Source organism: Solimonas marina (genome assembly GCF_012241385.1).
GTDB lineage: Bacteria > Pseudomonadota > Gammaproteobacteria > Nevskiales > Nevskiaceae > Solimonas > Solimonas marina.
Map to the genome: position 1 here is coordinate 185,952 of NZ_JAAVXB010000007.1, position 18,187 is coordinate 204,138.

General features: G+C 66.3%; 13 protein-coding genes. 7 read left to right on the forward strand and 6 right to left on the reverse strand.

Annotated elements, in window-relative coordinates:
* Positions 1-6: 6 nt before the first annotated feature.
* The 3 genes from G7Y82_RS13630 to G7Y82_RS13640 are packed head-to-tail and all read left to right on the forward strand — an operon-like array spanning position 7 to position 6,409.
* Complete coding sequence (locus G7Y82_RS13630; protein ID WP_168148675.1) at positions 7-2,760, forward strand: CehA/McbA family metallohydrolase; 2,754 nt, start codon at positions 7-9, stop codon at positions 2,758-2,760.
* On the forward strand, positions 2,757-4,958 hold the full coding sequence (locus tag G7Y82_RS13635; protein ID WP_168148676.1) for a glycoside hydrolase family 31 protein: 2,202 nt from the start codon (positions 2,757-2,759) through the stop codon (positions 4,956-4,958). Before G7Y82_RS13630 ends, G7Y82_RS13635 begins: the two co-directional genes overlap by 4 nt.
* Complete coding sequence (locus G7Y82_RS13640) at positions 4,955-6,409, forward strand: purple acid phosphatase family protein (RefSeq protein WP_168148677.1); 1,455 nt, start codon at positions 4,955-4,957, stop codon at positions 6,407-6,409. Before G7Y82_RS13635 ends, G7Y82_RS13640 begins: the two co-directional genes overlap by 4 nt.
* 65 nt (positions 6,410-6,474) lie before the next feature.
* On the opposite strand, the gene fadA is transcribed toward G7Y82_RS13640, so the two are convergent.
* Positions 6,475-7,638, reverse strand: a complete 1,164-nt coding sequence (fadA, locus tag G7Y82_RS13645; RefSeq protein ID WP_168148678.1) for an acetyl-CoA C-acyltransferase FadA — start codon at positions 7,636-7,638, stop codon at positions 6,475-6,477.
* A gap of 33 nt (positions 7,639-7,671) precedes the next feature.
* Positions 7,672-9,840: a fatty acid oxidation complex subunit alpha FadB gene (gene fadB, locus G7Y82_RS13650; RefSeq protein ID WP_168148679.1), complete on the reverse strand. Its 2,169-nt coding sequence runs from the start codon at positions 9,838-9,840 to the stop codon at positions 7,672-7,674.
* 581 nt (positions 9,841-10,421) lie between these two features.
* Between fadB and G7Y82_RS21210 the strand changes: the two genes are divergently transcribed.
* Both G7Y82_RS21210 and G7Y82_RS13660 read left to right on the forward strand, forming a co-directional pair.
* Positions 10,422-11,207 carry a hypothetical protein gene (locus G7Y82_RS21210; protein WP_206370696.1) on the forward strand — a complete coding sequence of 262 codons (786 nt, stop codon included), beginning with the start codon at positions 10,422-10,424 and terminating at the stop codon, positions 11,205-11,207.
* Between the two features lie 103 nt (positions 11,208-11,310).
* Entirely contained in the window at positions 11,311-12,240 is a 930-nt protein-coding gene (locus tag G7Y82_RS13660; RefSeq protein ID WP_168148680.1) for a metalloregulator ArsR/SmtB family transcription factor, read from the forward strand.
* Between the two features lie 178 nt (positions 12,241-12,418).
* Here G7Y82_RS13660 and dnaQ read toward each other — a convergent pair whose 3' ends face one another.
* Genes dnaQ through G7Y82_RS13675 form a run of 3 tightly spaced genes read right to left on the reverse strand, consistent with a single transcriptional unit; the run spans position 12,419 to position 14,427 of the window.
* Positions 12,419-13,138: a DNA polymerase III subunit epsilon gene (gene dnaQ, locus G7Y82_RS13665; protein WP_168148681.1), complete on the reverse strand. Its 720-nt coding sequence runs from the start codon at positions 13,136-13,138 to the stop codon at positions 12,419-12,421.
* A gap of 7 nt (positions 13,139-13,145) precedes the next feature.
* Positions 13,146-13,610: a ribonuclease HI gene (gene rnhA / locus G7Y82_RS13670; protein ID WP_168148682.1), complete on the reverse strand. Its 465-nt coding sequence runs from the start codon at positions 13,608-13,610 to the stop codon at positions 13,146-13,148.
* Positions 13,611-13,650: 40 nt separating this feature from the next.
* A complete protein-coding gene (locus tag G7Y82_RS13675; RefSeq protein ID WP_168148683.1) occupies positions 13,651-14,427 on the reverse strand; it encodes a methyltransferase domain-containing protein in 777 nt (258 codons plus the stop codon).
* Between the two features lie 65 nt (positions 14,428-14,492).
* Between G7Y82_RS13675 and gloB the strand changes: the two genes are divergently transcribed.
* Both gloB and G7Y82_RS13685 read left to right on the forward strand, forming a co-directional pair.
* Positions 14,493-15,263, forward strand: coding sequence for a hydroxyacylglutathione hydrolase (gene gloB / locus G7Y82_RS13680; protein ID WP_436286676.1), 771 nt, complete (start codon positions 14,493-14,495; stop codon positions 15,261-15,263).
* A gap of 45 nt (positions 15,264-15,308) precedes the next feature.
* Positions 15,309-15,737, forward strand: a complete 429-nt coding sequence (locus tag G7Y82_RS13685) for a hypothetical protein (RefSeq protein WP_168148684.1) — start codon at positions 15,309-15,311, stop codon at positions 15,735-15,737.
* Positions 15,738-15,804: 67 nt separating this feature from the next.
* Here G7Y82_RS13685 and lon read toward each other — a convergent pair whose 3' ends face one another.
* Complete coding sequence (gene lon / locus G7Y82_RS13690; protein ID WP_240954302.1) at positions 15,805-18,138, reverse strand: endopeptidase La; 2,334 nt, start codon at positions 18,136-18,138, stop codon at positions 15,805-15,807.
* Between the last annotated feature and the right edge of the window lie 49 nt (positions 18,139-18,187).

The following is an 18,187-nucleotide window of genomic DNA, read 5'->3' on the forward strand; positions in this document are numbered from 1 at the left end:
CAGACCGTGGCACTATCGACCGTCGCTGCGCGCTACCGCGCGGCGTCCGCAAACCTGTGGCGATCGGGCGCCACCGCGACCCTCGTCGTGCTGCTCGCCGCCTGCGGGTCCAGCACCCACAACGACGCAAGCAACCCCGGTGGCGGCACCCCGCCACCCACTGGATCCACTCCGAAAGCGCTGACGATCACGATCGACGGTGCCGGCGACGTCAGTTCGATGCCGTCCGGCATCGACTGCGGTCCGCACTGCAGCGCCAGCTTTGCCGGCGACACGACCGTCACACTGCTGGCGACGCCGGCCGGCGATGCGCAGTTCGCCGGCTGGAGCGGTGATTGCAGCGGCGTCGACGTCTGCACTCTGACGATGGACGCCGCACGCAAGGTCCGCGCGCGCTTCGTCGCCGCACCCGCAACCGCGCCGACGGGCGACTGGCTGAAGGGCGATCTGCATGTGCACGACGATCACTCGTCCGACGGCAGCTTCCCGCGCCAGGTCTTCGGCCAGGGCTTTCCCGGCAACCTGCCGGTCAGCGACCAGATCGCGCAGGCCGAGCGCGTCGGTCTCGACTTCCTGATGCTGACCGACCACCGCACCTACGATCAGCATGACGACCCGCTGTGGCGCAGCGAGACGCTGCTGCTGATTCCCGGCGAGGAAGCCAACGGCAGCCCGCACGCGACCGTGCACGGTGCCGTCGACACCATCGTGCAGGGCGCCAATCCGCCCGACGCGCCCGAGTTCGCGCGCGTCCAGCAGTCGATCTGGGATGCGCACAGCCAGGACGCGGTCTGGGTCACCGCGCATCCGGACGACGGCGAGACCGACGACGACGGTACGCCGAACGCGCGCGCCAACGCGCAAGGCATGGATCTGGTCGAGGCGTGGAACCGCGCCAGCAACCCGGACGCAGAGATCGACTATTGCGAGAACCGCTGGAATGCCGGCTTTCGCTTCGGCATCAACGGCGGCAGCGACGATCATTTCAAGGAACTGTGGGCGATCGCCGGACCCGGCTCGCCGACCTCCGAGGCCTATGCGGCCAGCGCCAGCGAACGCGGCATCCTCGATGCGCTGCACCACGGCCACACGCGCATCACGCCGAGCGCCATCGCGCCGCTGATCACGTTCACCGCCGATGTCGACGGCGACGGCGTCTTCGAGGCCATGGCCGGCGACGAAGCCGCCGCCACGCCCGGCCGCGCGGCGACGCTGCGCATTCGCGTGCAGCACGCGCTCGGCGATACGGTGCTGCTCTACCCGTCGCCGGGCCGCAGCGCCGGCACCTTGCAGAGCGTGCTGGCGGACAGTGACGACGTCAGCTTCGACGTCGACATCACCACCCCGGATACCCCGCAGTGGTATCGCGTCGAAGTGCGGGGCCTCGGCCTCGTCGCCGGCATCGACACCAGCAATCTGACCGACCCGGCGGCGCTGCTGTCGTCGCTGAAGCTGCTTGACCAACTGCGCGGCCTCGCATCGCCGATCTTCATCGGCCCGACGCTGGCGCAGGCCGCGCCGGACGTCGCCATCCCCGACGACATCGGCCGCGACGACGGCGCGCTGTGGGTGGCCGGCGCGCGCGAGCGCTACAGCGGCTTCGCCGACATCGCCAGCGCCGATGCCACGCACATCGTGCTCGAAGCGCACGAACCGGGCGCCAGCCGCATCGTCTACCGGCGTCTCGAAAGCGACGGCGACTGGCGCGCAGCGCCGCAGGTACTCAGCAGCGAATCGACGACGGCACGCTTTCCGCATGTCGCCGCGCGCGGCGCCACCGTCTTCGTGGTCTGGCAGGACGAACCGCACGGACAGATTCCCAGACGCCCGGTGATCCGCCTGCGCCGTTCGCTCGACGGCGGCAACAGTTGGCAGGCAATCGAGACCATCCGCGACATCGACGGCCGCAGCGAACACCCGGCAGTGGCCATCGACGCCGACGGCGATCCGGTCGTCGTCTGGCAGGAGATCACGCCCGACCAGCCGTTCGACGTGATGGTGCAAACCGTCGGTGTCGACGCCGAGCCCACCAATCTGTCGCGCGACGGCAAGACCCTCGTCGCCGCCTCGGCGCTCGACGCCCGCCACGCACGCGACCCGGCATCGGTCTGGCCGGCGATCGCCAGCAGCGCTGACGGCCGCATCGCCGTCGCCTGGCAGGACAACCGCGACGACCCCGATCCGCTGTGGACCGGCAGCACCGGCAACGGCGACGGCACCAACCCCGACGACTGGCAGATCGCGGTCCGCACGCGCGGCGCCGGCAGCAGCGCCTGGAGCGCATTGCAGACGCTCGGCAGCAACGACCGCGCCGACCGCCATCCGGCGCTGCGCTACGGCGACGACGGCCGTATGGTCGCCGCCTGGGACAGCAAAACGCTCGACTCGTCGGGCGTCAATCTGTCGATCCAGGCCGCGGTCGCCAGCACCGACGACAGCGGCAGCGCCACGTTCACCGCGCCGCAGACGCTGGCCGCAGACGCCGATGCGATGGGCCAGTATCCGCATCTCGGCCGCGATGCCGACGGCGCGGTGCGCGCGGTGTGGTACGACGCGCGCGCGGCCGATTGGCGTTGGCGGGTGATGACGACGAAGCTGGCAGGCGCCGGCTGGGACGCCGGCACGCTGTTGCTCGCGCCCGGCGTCAACACCTGGCCGGCGACTGACGGCGGCCACATCGTCTTTTCCAGCACGCGCCGCGCGCAGCGCCTGCAGCGCGACCGCACGCAGCAGATCTTCGTCGTCGGAGCGCCGTCATGACGACGCCGCGCCGGTTACCGGTCGCGCTGCTTGGCTTGCTGCTGGTCGCCTGCGGCGGCGGATCGTCACCGGCAACCGACGGCGGCGGCACGACCACCGGCGGCGACGGCACTGGCGGCAGCACACTCGAGCTGTCGCAAGATGCCGAACGCTTCGTGATCGGCGATGGCACGACGCAGGTCGAACTGACGCGCGACGGCTGGCATCTGCGCTGGACCGATGCCGACGGCGCGACGCGGGTCGAGGACGCGGCCGACGACGGCACGGTGACGCAGACCAACCCCGACTACGCGCGCTTCAACGATCGCCAGGACGGCATCGACAAGGCCTACCCCGGCCTGCCCGAGGTCAGCTACAAACCGCTCGCCTACCGCGACAACGCGCAGTGGCATTACGCGACCGGCGCCAGCGCCGTCAGCGTCGACGGCGATACCGCGACCGTGCAGGTCACGACCGACGACGGCCTCGGCGCAACACTGACGCTGCGCTTCGCTGGCGACGGCACGCTGAGCCTGCACTACGCGCCGGCAGCGGCCGGCGTCGATGCAGTGTCGACGGCCTGGAACAGCCCGGACAGCGAGCGCTACTTCGGCGGCGGCGAGCGCTTCTCCGGCGTGCAACTGCGCGGCTCCGCCTTGCCGCTGTGGATCAGCCACGGCCCCGGCGCCAACCGCGAAGGCTCGACCAATGAGATCGCCGCGTCGTTCTTCTGGTGCCCCTGCGGTTGGGGCCTGGCCGCCGACTCCGACGCGCGCGGCGAGATCGTCTTCGCACGACGCAACGAACGCGCCGACGCCGGCCGCATCACGATCGAGAACGACACGCTTGATCTCGTCTACTACCGCGGCACGCCGCGCCAGATCGTCGCCGCACAAACCGCGCGCGTCGGTCGTCCGCAGTGGACCCCGCCGGAGTGGATGTGGCAGCCGATGGTCTGGCAGGACAGCGATACCAGCACCGAATCGGTGATGGCGCTGGTCGACGGCATGCAGGATCGCGACATTCCGCTCGGCGCGGTCTGGCTCGACAACCCCTGGGACGCCGGCAAGGCCAGCTTCGACTTCGATGCCAGCCGCTTCGACGATGCGGACGCACTGATCCGGGAAGTACACGACAAGGGCGTGCGCTTCATGGTCTGGCTCTCGCCGTTCGTCAGCGGCGACGCGCAGACCCGCACCGAGACCAACGGCTGGACCGTGACCGGCACACGCGCCGACGGCAACGACGCCACCTATTACCCGACGCGCGGCATCGACACGCATCTCGATTTCACGAACCCCGCCGCCTACGCGTGGTGGCGCGACGGTCTCGAAGGCCTGATCGCGCGCGGCGTCGACGGCGTCAAGGTCGACCGCGGCGAGGAAGACCTGTCCGACGATTCGGTCTGGCACAACGGCCTGCCCAACCGGCTCAATCACAACGCCTACATCGACCACTATCACGAGGCGATCTTCGACGCGTTCGAGGCCGAGCGTCCGGACGGCGACTTCGCGATCTTCGCGCGCGGCGGCTGGAACGGCTCGGCGCGCTGGGCCGGCCACTGGGCCGCCGACAACACCAGCGTGCTCGGCGAGCTGGGCCTGACGCAGGCGCTGCGCTCGCTGCTGTCGCTGTCGATGAGCGGCTTCGCGTTCAACGGCTCGGACATCGGCGGCTACGCTGGCGCCCGTCAGGACCTCGGCGAATCGGGCTGCGGCATTCCGCTGCTGCCGCCGGGCTACGCGACCTACGTGCGCTGGACGCAGCTCGGCGCGCTGTCGCCGATCATGCAGACGCCGGTACCGCCGTGGTGGGTCAGCGATCGCGCAGTGACGATCTACCGCCGCTATGCAACGCTGCACGAGCGACTGGTGCCGTACATCGCCGCCGCCGCGCGGCAGACGATAGACGACGGCCTGCCGATCGTGCGGCCGCTACCGTTTGCCTATCCGGACGACGCCCAGGCGGTCGCCGCCGACGACGAATACCTGTTCGGCCCCGATCTGCTGGTGGCGCCGGTGACCAGCGTGCTGTCCGGCCTCGCCGTCACCGCACGCACGGTTTATCTACCGGCCGGCCGCTGGCGACAGTTCTGGACCGGCACCGTCATCGACGGCCCGGCCACGCGCGTCGAGCTCGTGCCGCTCGAACAGATCCCGCTTTATGTCCGCGACGGCGCCATCTTGCCGTCCGGCGTCAGCCCCGAGGAATTGCCATGATCACCCGCCGCCGCCTGTTGCAGGCGACCCCCGGCCTGTTGCTGCCACCCGCCCTCACCGTGCTCACGAGCTGCGGCGGCTCGTCGCCGTCCGACAGTGGCGGCACGCCGGGCACCGGCGACTGCGCCGCGGCGACGCCGACCGCCACCGCCGCCAGCCCGCGCGGCCTGCACGTGAGCTGGACCGACGATCCGTTCACGACGCGCACGGTGACGTGGTTCACCGACGGCAGCGACGATCCGGGCACTGTCATCGAATACGGGCCGGTCGAAGACGGCATGAGCGACTGCGAGATCGCCCAGACCGCGATGCCCAACCGTGTCGAGGGCAGCACCAAGGCCGTCTACGACGTCGACGCACTGACACACAGCGCCACGATCAGCGGCCTCGACGAGGGCAAGGCCGTGCGCTATCGCGTCGGCTCCGACGCCGGCTGGTCGGACGTGCGCGTGTTGCAGCCGCAGCCGCGCGACACCTTCCGCTTCGCGCATTTCGGCGACCACGCCACCAGCGACGCCAGCCGCGCGGTGCTCGCCGGCGTGCAGGCGCGCGCACCGGACTTTGTCGTCATCGCCGGCGACCTGTCCTATGCCAACGGCGAACAGCCGGTCTGGGACACTTACTTCGACATGCTCGACCCGGTCGCCTCGCGCCTGCCGGTGATGACCTGCCCCGGCAATCACGAAAACAAGGACGGCGACGGCGACGGTTATCGCTCACGCGTCAGCCAGCCCGGCCAGGGCACGTACTACAGCTTCGACCACGGCCGCGTGCATTTCTGCTTCAGCACCGGCGGTTCGCTGCTGACCGGCGTCGCCGGCGCGCCCGACCTGCTCGCCGAGCTGGCCTGGCTCGAAACCGATCTGGCCGCCGCCGCGCTGCGCCGTGCCAATGGCGAGATCGACTTCATCGTCTTCGTCCAGCACTACACGATCTGGACCGACAGCGACGGCCGCGATCCCGCGAACTTCACCCTGGTGCTGCTCGAGGAACACCTGCTCGTCAACTACGGCGTCGACCTGCTCGCCGTCGGCCACGACCACATCTACGAACGCTCGCAGCCGATGGCCTACGGACAGCCACTGGCCGGCGGTTACGTGCAGATCACCCAGGGCGGCGGCGGCCAGTCGCTTTACAGCCTGACCGAAGAACTCGGCACCTGGGCCGCGTTCGCCACGCTACGCCACGGTTTCACCGAATACGCAGTCGACGCCACGGCGATCCGCGGCACGACCTACTCGGTGGAGAACGACGCCGGTGAACTGCTGCCAGACGGCGAGCTGCAGATCATCGACCAGTTCGAGATTCCCGCGCGCAGCGCGACGGACAAGGCGACGTATGCGCAACGCCCGAAAGCCATCGCGCTGAACGGCTTCGACTACGACGCGATGATTCTGCACACTATCGAACGCAACCGCCTGCACGATCTGCAGGAAGCCGGCGAGCACTGAGCCGGGACAACACCCACGAAAAAGGCCGGGCAATGCCCGGCCTTTTTCACAACATCACGACGAACTTACTGCAGACGCTGCAGCACCGTCGCGACGCCCTGGCCCATGCCGATGCACATCGTCGCCAGACCGAACTCGGCGTTCTTGTCGTTCAGCACATGCGCCAGCGCGCCGGTGATGCGCGCGCCCGAGCAGCCCAGCGGATGGCCGAGTGCGATCGCGCCGCCACGAATGTTGACGCGGTCCATGCGCTCGGTGAGCTTGAGGTCCTTGAGCACCGCCAGCGACTGCGCAGCGAACGCTTCGTTGAGCTCGAAGTAGTCGATGTTGTCGATCGACAGACCGGCGCGCTTCAGCGCCTTCTGCGACGCCGGCACCGGGCCGATGCCCATGATCGACGGATTGCAGCCGGCCGAGGCCATGCTGACGATCTTGGCCATCGGCTTGAGGCCCAGCGCCTTGGCCTTGTCGGCCGACATGATCAGTGCGCAGGACGCACCGTCGGACAGCGCCGAGCTGTTGCCGGCCGTGACGCTGCCACCCTTCGGGTTGAAGACCGGACGCAGCTTGCCGAGATCGGCGAGGTTGGCGTCCGGGCGAACCACCTCGTCGAAGTCGACGAGCAGCGGCGCGCCGTCGGCGTCATGGCCCTGCACCGGCACCATTTCGTTCTTGAACTCGCCGTTCTTCCAGGCCGCGTAGGCCTTCTGGTGCGAGGCCAGCGCGAACTGGTCCTGCTGCTCGCGGTTGATCTGGTGGGTCTGCGACAGCATTTCCGCGGTCAGACCCATCGACGCCGCCGCCTTGGCAGTGTTCATCGACATTTCCGGCGCACCGTCGAAGCCGTGCGTCATCGGCACGTGGCCCATGTGCTCGACACCGCCGACGATGAAGATGTCGCCGACGCCGGCGGCGATGCTGCCGACCGCGGCGTGGATCGCCGTCATCGACGAACCGCACAGGCGGTTGACGGTCTGGCCCGACACGGTCTGCGGCAGACCGGCCAGCAGCGCCGCGTTGCGGGCGATGTTGAAGCCCTGCTCCAGGGTCTGCAGCACGCAGCCCCAGATCACGTCCTCGACCTCTTCGGCCTTGACGGCCGGGTTGCGCGCGAGGATTTCCTTCATCAGATGCGCGGACAGCACTTCCGCGCGGACATTGCGGAACGCACCGGCCTTGGAACGGCCCATCGGCGTGCGAATCGCATCAACGATCACGACATCAGTCATTACAAATCTCCAAAAGAATTCTTGCGCGCGACCTTACTTCGGGAAGTAAGTCTTGCCTTCGGCGGCCATCTTCTTCATCGACTCGGTCGGCTCATAGAGCTTGCCGAGGTGCGCGAACTTGGCGCACTTGTCGAGGATGGTCTGCATGCCGATCGTGTCCGCGTACTTCAGCGCACCGCCGCGGAACGGCGGGAAGCCGATACCCATGATCAGGCCCATGTCGGCTTCGGTCGGCGTCTCGACGATGCCGTCGTCGAGGCAGCGCACCGTCTCGATGATCATCGGCAGCATGTGGCGATCGATGATTTCCTCGTCGCTCATGTCGACCTGGCCCTTCTGGATCGGCTTGAGCAGCTCGTAGGTGGCCGGATCGGCGATCTTCTTCGGCTTGCCCTTGGGATCGGTCTCGTACTTGTAGAAGCCGACGCCATTCTTCTGGCCGAAGCGCTTCTGCTCGTACATCACGTCCAGCGCGGTCTTTTCGCCGGTGTCGTTCTTCATGCGGTCCGGGTAGCCCTCGGCGAGCACGTCACCGACGTGATGCGAGGTGTCGATGCCGACCACGTCCTGCAGGTAGGCCGGACCCATCGGCCAGCCGAAGCCTTCCATGACCTTGTCGATCTTGACGAAGTCGGCGCCGTCGCGCAGCGCACCGAGGAAGCCGTAGAAGTACGGGAACAGGATGCGGTTGACGAGGAAGCCCGGGCAGTTCTTGACGACGATCGGCGTCTTGCCCATCGCCGCGGCATAGGCGGCGACCGTGGCGATCGCTTCCTTGCTGGTCTTCTCGCCGTAGATCACCTCGACCAGCGGCATGCGATGGACCGGGTTGAAGAAGTGCATGCCGAGGAAGTTCTCGGGGTGCTTCACCGCGGTGGCCAGATCGTCGATCGAGATCGACGAGGTGTTCGACGCGATGATCGTGCCTTCCTTGACCATGGTCTCGGTCTCGGCCAGCACGCTCTTCTTGACCTTCGGGTTCTCGACCACCGCCTCGACGACGATGTCGACGGTCTTGAAATCGCCGTAGTTCAGCGTCGGGCGGATCGTCGACAGGATGTGGCCCGCCTTCTCCGGCGTCAGCTTCTTGCGCTCGACCTGCTTCGACAGCAGCTTGTTCGCTTCTTCCATGCCGAGGTCCAGCGACTTGTCGGCGATGTCCTTCATGATCACCGGCGTGCCCTTGATCGCCGACTGGTAGGCGATGCCGCCGCCCATGATGCCGGCGCCGAGCACGGCCGCGTGCTCGATCTTCTTGCCGGCCTTCACATAGGCCTTGCCCTTCTTCTTGATCAGCTGATCGTTGAGGAACAGGCCGATCAGCGCATCGGCCTGCGTGGTCTTGGCGACCTTGGCGAAGCCCATGCCCTCGATCTTCAGCGCATCGTCGCGCGTCTTGCCGGCGGCCTTCTCGATCGCCGTGACGGCGGCCAGCGGCGCCGGATAGTTCTTGCCGGCCTTGCCGGCGATGAACGCCTTCGAGGTCGTGAACACCATCATCGACTCGATCGGGTTCAGCTGCAGCTTGCCGGTCTTCTGCGCACGGCGCGCCTTCCAGTCGTACTTGCCGTCAACGGCCTGCTGCAGCAGCTTCTCGGCCGCCTCGCGCAGCTTGTCCGGGGCAACCACGGCGTCGACCGCGTGCACCTTCAGCGCCGCGTCGGCCTTCATCTGGCCACCGCCGGCAATCCATTCGATGGCATTGTCGGCACCGACCAGGCGCGGGAAACGCACCGTGCCGCCGAAGCCCGGGAAGATGCCGAGCTTGACCTCGGGGAAGCCGACCTGCGCCACCGTGCTCATCACGCGGTAGTCGGTCGACAGCGCCATTTCGAAGCCACCACCGAGCGCCAGGCCACTGACCAGCGTCACGGTCGGGAACGGCAGGTCTTCGATCGCGCTGAACTTCTTGTTGGCTTCATAGGCCCAGGCGGCGATCTCTTCTTCGGTCTTCTGGAAATTCGCGCCGAATTCGGTGATGTCGGCGCCGACGATGAACACGTCCTTGGCGCTGGTCACCATCAGGCCTTTGATCGAGCCGTCCGCCGCCAGCGCTTCGCCGGCCTTGCCGAGTTCTTCGACGGTGCGTGCATCGAACTTGTTGATTGCCTCGCCCTGGCGATCGAAACGCAGCTCGGCAAAACCGCTGGCGAGTTTTTCGACGACGAGGGACTGCCCTTGGAACAGGGGCGTATTGGACATTACGACACCTCACTTACAGATGGGAAAGCGGAACGCGCGGCGCCGCTACTGCTCGGTGCGCGCAGCGAAATTTTTGAGGCGGCCATCATAGCCGCCGGTCCGGCAACGCGAAACCTAGCGCCCAGCCGAGTCCGACTGTCGCGGCGGCCACTTCACAGACAGCCGTACTTGTGCGCCCAACACCCTGCAAACGGCACGGCCGGCAGCGCCGCTCCCTGCAGTTTTCGCGCACCGAAGACGCGCATGTGTTTATTTTTTGACAATGTTTTAGGGCAACCCTACACTCGTTCACAGCTTTTTGGGGAAAAGTCAAGGGGACTCAATGGCGCCGCTCGGCGTCAAGTCACTTACATGATCGAATCGCGTTGCGCCGGTCTTCCATGTAACAAGCGGACGGTGGCGGCCACGATGGCCCGCCCGGGCCCCCTGTCCCGCTCCGAATTCCGAACCGGCCTGTCGCCTTCCGAGCGGCGCCCGTCGCGAATCGTGTGCCCACTGCCCGGCACGCGCAGCCTTCCTCCGATGGTGCACCCGCATTCCTGGCCGCCTCGGCCACAACCTGTATGGAGCTTGTGACGCATATGAAGAAGTCCGCGAAGAAGGGCCCGGCCAAGGCCGTCAAAGCTGCGAAGAAGGTCGTTGCCAAGAAAGCCGCCAAGGCCAGCAAAGTCGTCGCGAAGAAGGCTCCGGCCAAGAAGGTCGCTCCGAAGAAAGTCGTGAAAAAGGCCGTGAAGAAGCCAGTCGCCAAGAAGGTCGCACCGAAAAAGCCGATCAAGAAGGCGACAGCCAAGAAAGCCCCAGCCAAGAAGGTGGCGGCGAAGAAAGTCGTCGCCAAGAAACCGGTCGCGAAGAAGGCTGCAGCCAAGAAGCCGATCGCCAAGAAGACTCCCGTCAAGAAAGCGCCCGTCAAGAATGCGCCGGTCGCCAAACCGGCGCCGAAGCCGACCGTTACAAGTCGTCTGACCGCCCTGAAGAAGACGGCCAAGCAGGCCGTCAAAACCGTCGTCACCGAGGCCAAGGCGGTGGTCAAAAAAGGCGAAACCAAGCTTCAGCAGGCTGAAAAGACCGTCAAGAAAGACATTAAGAAGGTCGAGGCGACGGTGAAGAAGGATGTCGCCAAGGCTGAAAAGGCGATCAAGAAGGAAGTGAAGGCGGTTGAAAAGACCGCCAAGAAAGTGGTCGCCGCCGCCGAAAAGAAGGTCGAGGAAGTCAGTGCCCCCGTGGTGACGACGGCGGAGAAGATCACGCCGTCGCCGCTGTCGCGCGCGTTCCTCGCCACGTCAGCCGGCAAGAAGGAAGCCGCCGAGCACCCGGAGATCGTCGCCGCACTGCAGGAAGGCAATCCCCCGCCGGGCTCGTCGTCCTGATTGCCAACGGCACGCAAGACCAGGGCCCGCCATCGTGCGGGCCTTTGTCGTTTGGGGCGCCGCAGGCGACAATGCGCGGATATCCGTCCATCCGCATGAACCCATGAGCCTGACGCTCGAGCAAAGCACGGCGTTGTGCAGCCTGTTGTCCGATATCAGCCGCCAGCGTCTGCTGCTGCTGCTCGAACGTCACGAGCTGTCGGTCGCCGAGCTGACCGACATCACCGACCTCGCGCAAAGCCGCGTCTCCACGCATCTGGCACGCCTCAAGCGCGCCGGTTTGGTTCAGGACAAGCGCGCCGGCAACGCCGCGTTCTATTCGGCGACCGAGCACGACGGCGAGGCTGCGGCATTCTGGAAGCTGCTGCGCGGCACCGTCGACGACACCCAGGCCCGCGTCGACCGCGAGCGCGCCGAGCAACTGATCGCAAGACGCAAGCACGGCCAGACCTGGGCGGAATCGGTTGCCGGCCGCATGGAGCTGTACTACTCGCCGGGCCGCACCTGGGAAGCGACGGCGCGGGCGCTGTTCGGCCTGCTGTCGCTCGGCGAAGTCGTCGATCTGGCCAGCGGTGACGGCGTGCTCGCCGAACTGGTCGCCGAACGTGCGCAGCGCGTAACCTGCGTCGACGCCAGCAGCACCGTCATCAGCGCCGCGCGCAAGCGCCTGCAACGCCTCAGCAACGTCGAATTCGTCGAAGCCGACATGCACGCCGTCCCGCTGCCGGACGCCGCCTACGACCACGTATTCCTGATGCACGCGCTGGTCTACACGAAAGAACCGAAAGCGGCGCTGCAGGAAACGGCGCGACTGCTGCGCCCCGGCGGCAAACTGATCGTCGCCGCGCTCGCCGAACACACGCACGAAGAAGCGATGCGTGCCTACGACCACGTCAACCTCGGCATCAGCCCCGAGCGGCTGCGCAAGCTGCTGAGTGCCTGCGGCTATCGTGTCGAAAGCTGCCGCGTCAGCTCCCATGAGCCGCGGCCGCCCTACTTCGGCGTCATCACCGCGATCGCGACCAAGGAATGAGGGACAGCGAGAAGCTTTTGAACCACAGATTACACAGATGACACAGACTGGAAATGAAGCCAGCGGCAGTCAGTCCGCACCGCGGTCGCATCGCAGCTGAGATCCGCTTTTTAATCTGCGTAATCTGCGTAATCTGCGAAATCTGTGGTTAACCGCTTTTTCCGCGTTTAGACGGCACCTACGCTGGCGGCAGGTCGGCGGTCCAGACCAGCTTGCCCTTGGACTTGTCGGCGATCTTGGCCAGGCGCGCGCGATGCAGTTCGAGTTCGGCCGCATCCGCCATCAATACCGGCAGTGGCGCGTCGCTTTCGCCGAGCAGGTCGGCGAAACGCGAGCGGCGCTGCTGGCCGTCGCCGTCGTGGTCGAGCACCAGCGCGCTCTGGCCGCCGGTCATTGCCAGATAGACGTCGGCCAGCAACTGCGCGTCGAGCAAGGCGCCGTGGAACTCGCGGTTGGAGTTGTCGACGCCGTAGCGTTTGCACAGCGCGTCGAGGTTGACCTTCTGGCCTGGGTGCAGGCGGCGCGCCATCGCCACCGAGTCGGTGATCGTGCAGACGTCTCCGAGCTTGCCGCCGATGCCGGCGCGCGCAAATTCAGCGTTGAGGAAGCCGACGTCGAATGCCGCGTTGTGAATGACCAGTTCGGCGCCCGACAGATAATCCCAGATGTCCTGCGCCAGCTCGGCGAACTTCATCTCCTGCGCGACGCGCTCGTTGGTAATGCCGTGCACGGCGATCGCACCGGCGTCGATCTCGCGTTCCGGATTGATGTAACGGTGATAGTTGTTGTGCGTCGGGCGCCGGTTGCGCAACTCGATGCAGCCGATTTCGATCAAACGATGACCCTGATCGACTTCAAGACCGGTGGTTTCGGTATCGAGAATGATCTGACGATTCATGCGTTTCTCAAGCGGTGGCGCGCGCCGCCAGCAGCACGCCTTCGTTGGCGAGGCGATCGGCCTCTTCGTTGCCCGGATCGCCGGCATGGCCCTTGACCCAGCGCCAGTCGATGCGATGGCGCTGCACGGCGGCGTCGAGCGCCTGCCACAAATCCTGGTTCTTGACCGGCTTCTTGTCGGCGGTGCGCCAGCCGCGCGCCTTCCAGTTCGGCATCCACTGCGTCAGCCCCTGCATGACGTAGGTGGAGTCGGTATAGAGCGTCACCGCGCATGGCTGCTTCAGAGCCGTCAACGCTTCGATCGCCGCGGTCAGCTCCATGCGGTTGTTGGTGGTCTGCGCTTCCCCACCCTTCAGCGCGCGACGCTGGTCACCGTAGATCAACACCGCACCCCAACCGCCCGGTCCGGGATTGCCCTTGCAGGCGCCATCGGTGTAGATCGTGATCTGCTTGCTCGGCGCGGGTGCGTTCATCCGCCCATTCTACCCGCCGCCTGGGCGCCGCGCCCCGGCATCAGGGCGTTGGTTTCGGCTCGTCGACGCCCTGACGTTGCACCGACGCCGTGGCCGGCACACCGACCAGCGGCTTGATCTGCGCGCGCTGGGTCTTGCCGATCAGGTTGATCGGCAGGACGCGACGACGCGCGACGATCAGGTAGTTGTCGGTGAACGGCGCCAGCAGATCGCCGGGCCGCCACGGATGCGTGCTCGACCGCGGTGCCAGCCATGGAAAGCCGGTGCCGAAGCGGCGCACGTCGGCGATATCGAAATCGAGCAGTTGCAACCAGTCCGCGACGCGATTGGCGCCGTAGAAACGCGCCCCCGGCGGAAAGTTGCGGGCACGCCAACCCAAGCGTTCGCGCCAGGCCGGCAGACCCCACGGGCTGAAACCGAACAGGAACAGGCGGCCGCGGTCGTTGAGCACGCGCGTCGCCTCGCGCAGCACATTGTGCGGCGAGGCGCAGAACTCGATGGTGTGCGGCAGGATCACGGCATCGACGCTGCGCGCCGGCAGCGGCAGATGCTCGGGATCGATGACAGCGGCGGCGCTGTCGCCGACCACGGTGCCGAGCACCGCGCGATGCAAGGTCTCGGCGCTGTCGATCAAGGCATTGCCGCCGAGCCAGCTGCCGATCTGCAGGACATGGCGGCCGAACACGTCCGGCAGCAGGCGCCGCAGTTCGGTCGCCTCCAGCGCCAACAGACGCTGGCCGCGCGGCGACGCGGCCCAGCCTTCGAGAACACCGCGGTCGAACGGCCGCGAGCCGTTGAGATGACGTCGTGCCGGCATCGCACTACCCTCCGGGAAAACCTCACGCTCATCATAACGCTCCCCCACACGATTTCGAGTGCCACGTGATCACCGTTCAGCCACTGTCCGCTTTCACCGACAACTACATCTGGGCGCTGCGCCGCGGCGACGAAGCCATCGTCGTCGACCCCGGCGACGGCCGCGTCGTCCAGCGCTTTCTCGACGCCGCTTCATTGCGTCTGACGGCGATCGTCATTACGCACCACCATCCCGACCACACCGGCGGCATCGCGATGCTGCGCGAACATTGGGATGTGCCGGTCTACGGACCGCGCGCCGAGGCGACGAAGATTGCCGGCCTGACCACGCTGCTCGACGACGGCGATCGCGTCGAGCTGTTCGACGAGTCCTACGCGGTGATGGCCGTACCCGGACACACGCTCGGCCACATTGCCTATTACGGCGCCGGCCGGCTGTTCTGCGGCGACACGCTGTTCTCGGCCGGCTGCGGGCGCCTGTTCGAGGGCACGCCGGCGCAGATGCACGCCTCGCTGGCACGGCTTGCGGCGCTGCCGCCGGACACGGCGGTCTATTGCACGCACGAATACACGACGGCGAATCTGGCTTTTGCCCACGCCGTCGAGCCGGGCAACGCGGCATTACAGCAACGCACCACCGAAGTGCAGCAGCGGCGCGCACGCGACGAGCCCAGCCTGCCGTCGACGATCGCGCTCGAACGCGCGCACAACCCGTTCCTGCGCGCCGCGGTGCCGGCCGTGCAGCAACGCGCTGTCGAGCACGCCGGTATGCCGCTCACCGACGAAATTGCAGTCTTCGCCGAACTGCGCCGCTGGAAGGACGGCTTTCGCGGCTAGATTCTTGCAAGGCCCAGTGGCACAAACGAACCGCGAGCGCAGCACATGACAAGGACGTCGAATCGCGGCGTGTGGATGTTCGATCGATGCCGGCCGCTGTGGCTGGCACTGAGCGTGGCATGCACCGCCGCACCGGCATGGGCGCAAACCAGCCCGCCGACCGCACCGCCCACCGCCGGCACCTCACCACCGGCCGCAGCTGCGCCGGCATTGCCGGCGCCTCCATCCAGCCAGGACAAGATGCAGCGCCTGTCGGACGAAGCACGCATCAAGCACGAGGCCGGCTTGATGATTTGCCGCTACTCGGCCGACAACAAGCTGATTTACGAAGGCTTCGTGCAGAGCAGCGAGAACGGCTTTCTGAAGATCGAAATCGGCGCCGCGATCGATCGCGCCAGCGCCAAGCCCGTGCCGAAATTCGAGACTGTCGACGTCTGGGATTCGGTCGACAACTGGTGGATCTGCACGCGCTGAGTCGCGCGCTGCCGAACAAGAAAAAGCCCGGCGCGAGGCCGGGCTCTTCAAACAGACAGCGACGCGCTCAGTGCGCTCGTGCGGCGTCCGCAGCGTCCGCGGCAGCCGTGGCCGGCGCCTCGGTTTCAACCCGCGGCTCGGGCTCACGCTCGAGCGCGATCTTCAACACTTCCTCGATCCAGCGCACCGGCTCGATGTTCAGCGTCGACTTCACCGTCTCCGGAATGTCGGCGAGATCCTTGACGTTCTCGTGCGGGATGCAGACCGTCTTGATGCCGCCGCGCTGCGCCGCCAGCAGCTTCTCCTTGAGGCCACCGATCGGCAACACCTCGCCACGCAGCGTGATTTCGCCGGTCATGGCCACCTCGGCCTTGACCGGAATCTCGGTCAGCGCCGAGACCAGCGCCGTGCACATCGCGATACCGGCCGACGGACCGTCCTTCGGCGTCGCGCCTTCCGGCACGTGGACGTGGATGTCGTTGGACTCGTAGAACTTCGGATCGATACCGAGCTTCGTCGAGCGCGAACGCACCACCGTCAGCGCCGCCTGGATCGACTCCTGCATGACGTTGCCGAGCGAACCGGTCTGCGTCATCTTGCCCTTGCCGGGCGCCAGCGCCGCCTCGATCGTCAGCAACTCGCCGCCGACCTCGGTCCACGCCAGGCCGGTGACCTGACCGATCTGGTTCTTCTCCTCGGCGCGACCGTAGCGGAACTGCGGCACACCGAGATACTTGTCGACATTGGCCGGCGTCACCTCGATGCGGGTGACGTCCTTGCTGGTCAGCAGTTCCTTGACGACCTTGCGGCAGATCTTGCTGACCAGACGCTCGAGCGAGCGCACGCCGGCTTCGCGCGTGTACAGACGCACGATCTCGCGCAGCGCATCGTCGGTGACCGTCAACTCGCCGTCCTTCAAGCCATTGTTCTTCATCTGCTTGGCCAGCAGATACTGCTTGGCGATCGCGACCTTCTCGTCCTCGGTGTAACCCGGCAGGCGGATCACTTCCATGCGGTCGAGCAGCGGCCCCGGAATGTTCAGGGTGTTGGCGGTGGCGATGAACATCACATCCGACAGGTCGTAATCGACCTCCAGGTAGTGATCCTGGAACGTGCTGTTCTGCTCGGGGTCGAGCACTTCGAGCAGCGCCGACGACGGATCGCCACGGAAATCCATGGCCATCTTGTCGATCTCGTCGAGCAGGAACATCGGGTTCTTGACGCCGACCTTCTGCATGTTCTGGATGATCTTGCCCGGCATCGAACCGATGTACGTGCGGCGATGACCGCGAATCTCGGCTTCGTCACGCACGCCGCCCAGCGACATGCGCACGAACTTGCGATTCACGGCATCCGCGATCGAGCGACCGAGCGAGGTCTTGCCGACGCCCGGCGGCCCGACCAGGCACAGGATCGGACCCTTGAGCTTCTTGATGCGCGCCTGCACCGCCAGATACTCGACGATGCGTTCCTTGACCTTCTCCAGACCGTAATGGTCTTCGTCGAGCTTGGTCTGCGCCAGATCGAGGTCGATGTGCGTCTTGGTGCGCTTCTTCCACGGCACCGAGGTCAGCACTTCGAGATAGTTGCGCACGACCGTGGCTTCCGCCGACATCGGCGGCATCATCTTCAGCTTGTTCAATTCGGCGACGGCCTTGCCCTTCGCCTCCTTGTGCATGCCGGCCTTCTCGATCTTGTTGGCAAGCTCTTCCTGCTCGCTCGGGCCGTCCTCGTTCTCGCCGAGTTCCTTCTGAATGGCCTTCATCTGCTCATTCAGGTAGTACTCGCGCTGGTTCTTTTCCATCTGCTGCTTGACGCGCGTGCGGATCTTCTTCTCGATCTGCATCACGTCGATCTCGCTTTCGAGCTGACGCATGACGTGCTCGATGCGCTTGTGCGCGTCCTCGATCTCGAGCACCGCCTGCTTGTCCTCGAGCTTGAGATTCAGGTGCGCGGCGATGGTGTCGGCGAGACGGCCGGGCGCGTCCATGCTCGCCAGCGACGGCAGCAGTTCAGCGGGAATCTTTTTGTTGAGCTTGGCGTAGGCCTCGAACTGCGCGAGCACCGAACGGGTCGCGGCATCGACTTCCTTGTCGTCGGTCGTCGAACTCTTGTCGTCGGGTAGCTGTACGCACTCGGCGGCGAGAAATTCGCCTTCGAGCTCGAAGCGGCTGATCTTGGCGCGGTAGACGCCCTCGACCAGCACTTTCACGGTGCCGTCCGGCAGCTTCAGCATCTGCAGGATGCTGGCCAGCGTGCCGACGCGGTAGAGGTCTTCCTCGCGCGGCTCGTCGGTATCGGCGGTTTTTTGTGCGACCAGCAGAATGCGCTTGTCATCCTGCATCGCCGCCGTCAGCGCCTTGATCGACTTCTCGCGACCGACGAACAGCGGGATCGCCATGTGGGGAAAAACAACCACATCGCGCAGCGGCAAGACGGGGGCGGAGCGT

Excerpts from the sequence above, each read along its gene's own strand:
- rnhA (WP_168148682.1), bottom strand. The coding sequence starts at position 13,610 with ATGAACGCACCCGCGCCGAGCAAGCAGATCACGATCTACACCGATGGC.
- G7Y82_RS13675 (WP_168148683.1), bottom strand. The coding sequence starts at position 14,427 with ATGCCGGCACGACGTCATCTCAACGGCTCGCGGCCGTTCGACCGCGGT.
- G7Y82_RS13635 (WP_168148676.1), top strand. The coding sequence starts at position 2,757 with ATGACGACGCCGCGCCGGTTACCGGTCGCGCTGCTTGGCTTGCTGCTG.
- fadA (WP_168148678.1), bottom strand. The coding sequence starts at position 7,638 with ATGACTGATGTCGTGATCGTTGATGCGATTCGCACGCCGATGGGCCGT.
- G7Y82_RS21210 (WP_206370696.1), top strand. The coding sequence starts at position 10,422 with ATGAAGAAGTCCGCGAAGAAGGGCCCGGCCAAGGCCGTCAAAGCTGCG.
- fadB (WP_168148679.1), bottom strand. The coding sequence starts at position 9,840 with ATGTCCAATACGCCCCTGTTCCAAGGGCAGTCCCTCGTCGTCGAAAAA.
- lon (WP_240954302.1), bottom strand. The coding sequence starts at position 18,138 with ATGGCGATCCCGCTGTTCGTCGGTCGCGAGAAGTCGATCAAGGCGCTG.
- G7Y82_RS13640 (WP_168148677.1), top strand. The coding sequence starts at position 4,955 with ATGATCACCCGCCGCCGCCTGTTGCAGGCGACCCCCGGCCTGTTGCTG.
- G7Y82_RS13685 (WP_168148684.1), top strand. The coding sequence starts at position 15,309 with ATGACAAGGACGTCGAATCGCGGCGTGTGGATGTTCGATCGATGCCGG.
- dnaQ (WP_168148681.1), bottom strand. The coding sequence starts at position 13,138 with ATGAATCGTCAGATCATTCTCGATACCGAAACCACCGGTCTTGAAGTC.
- G7Y82_RS13660 (WP_168148680.1), top strand. The coding sequence starts at position 11,311 with ATGAGCCTGACGCTCGAGCAAAGCACGGCGTTGTGCAGCCTGTTGTCC.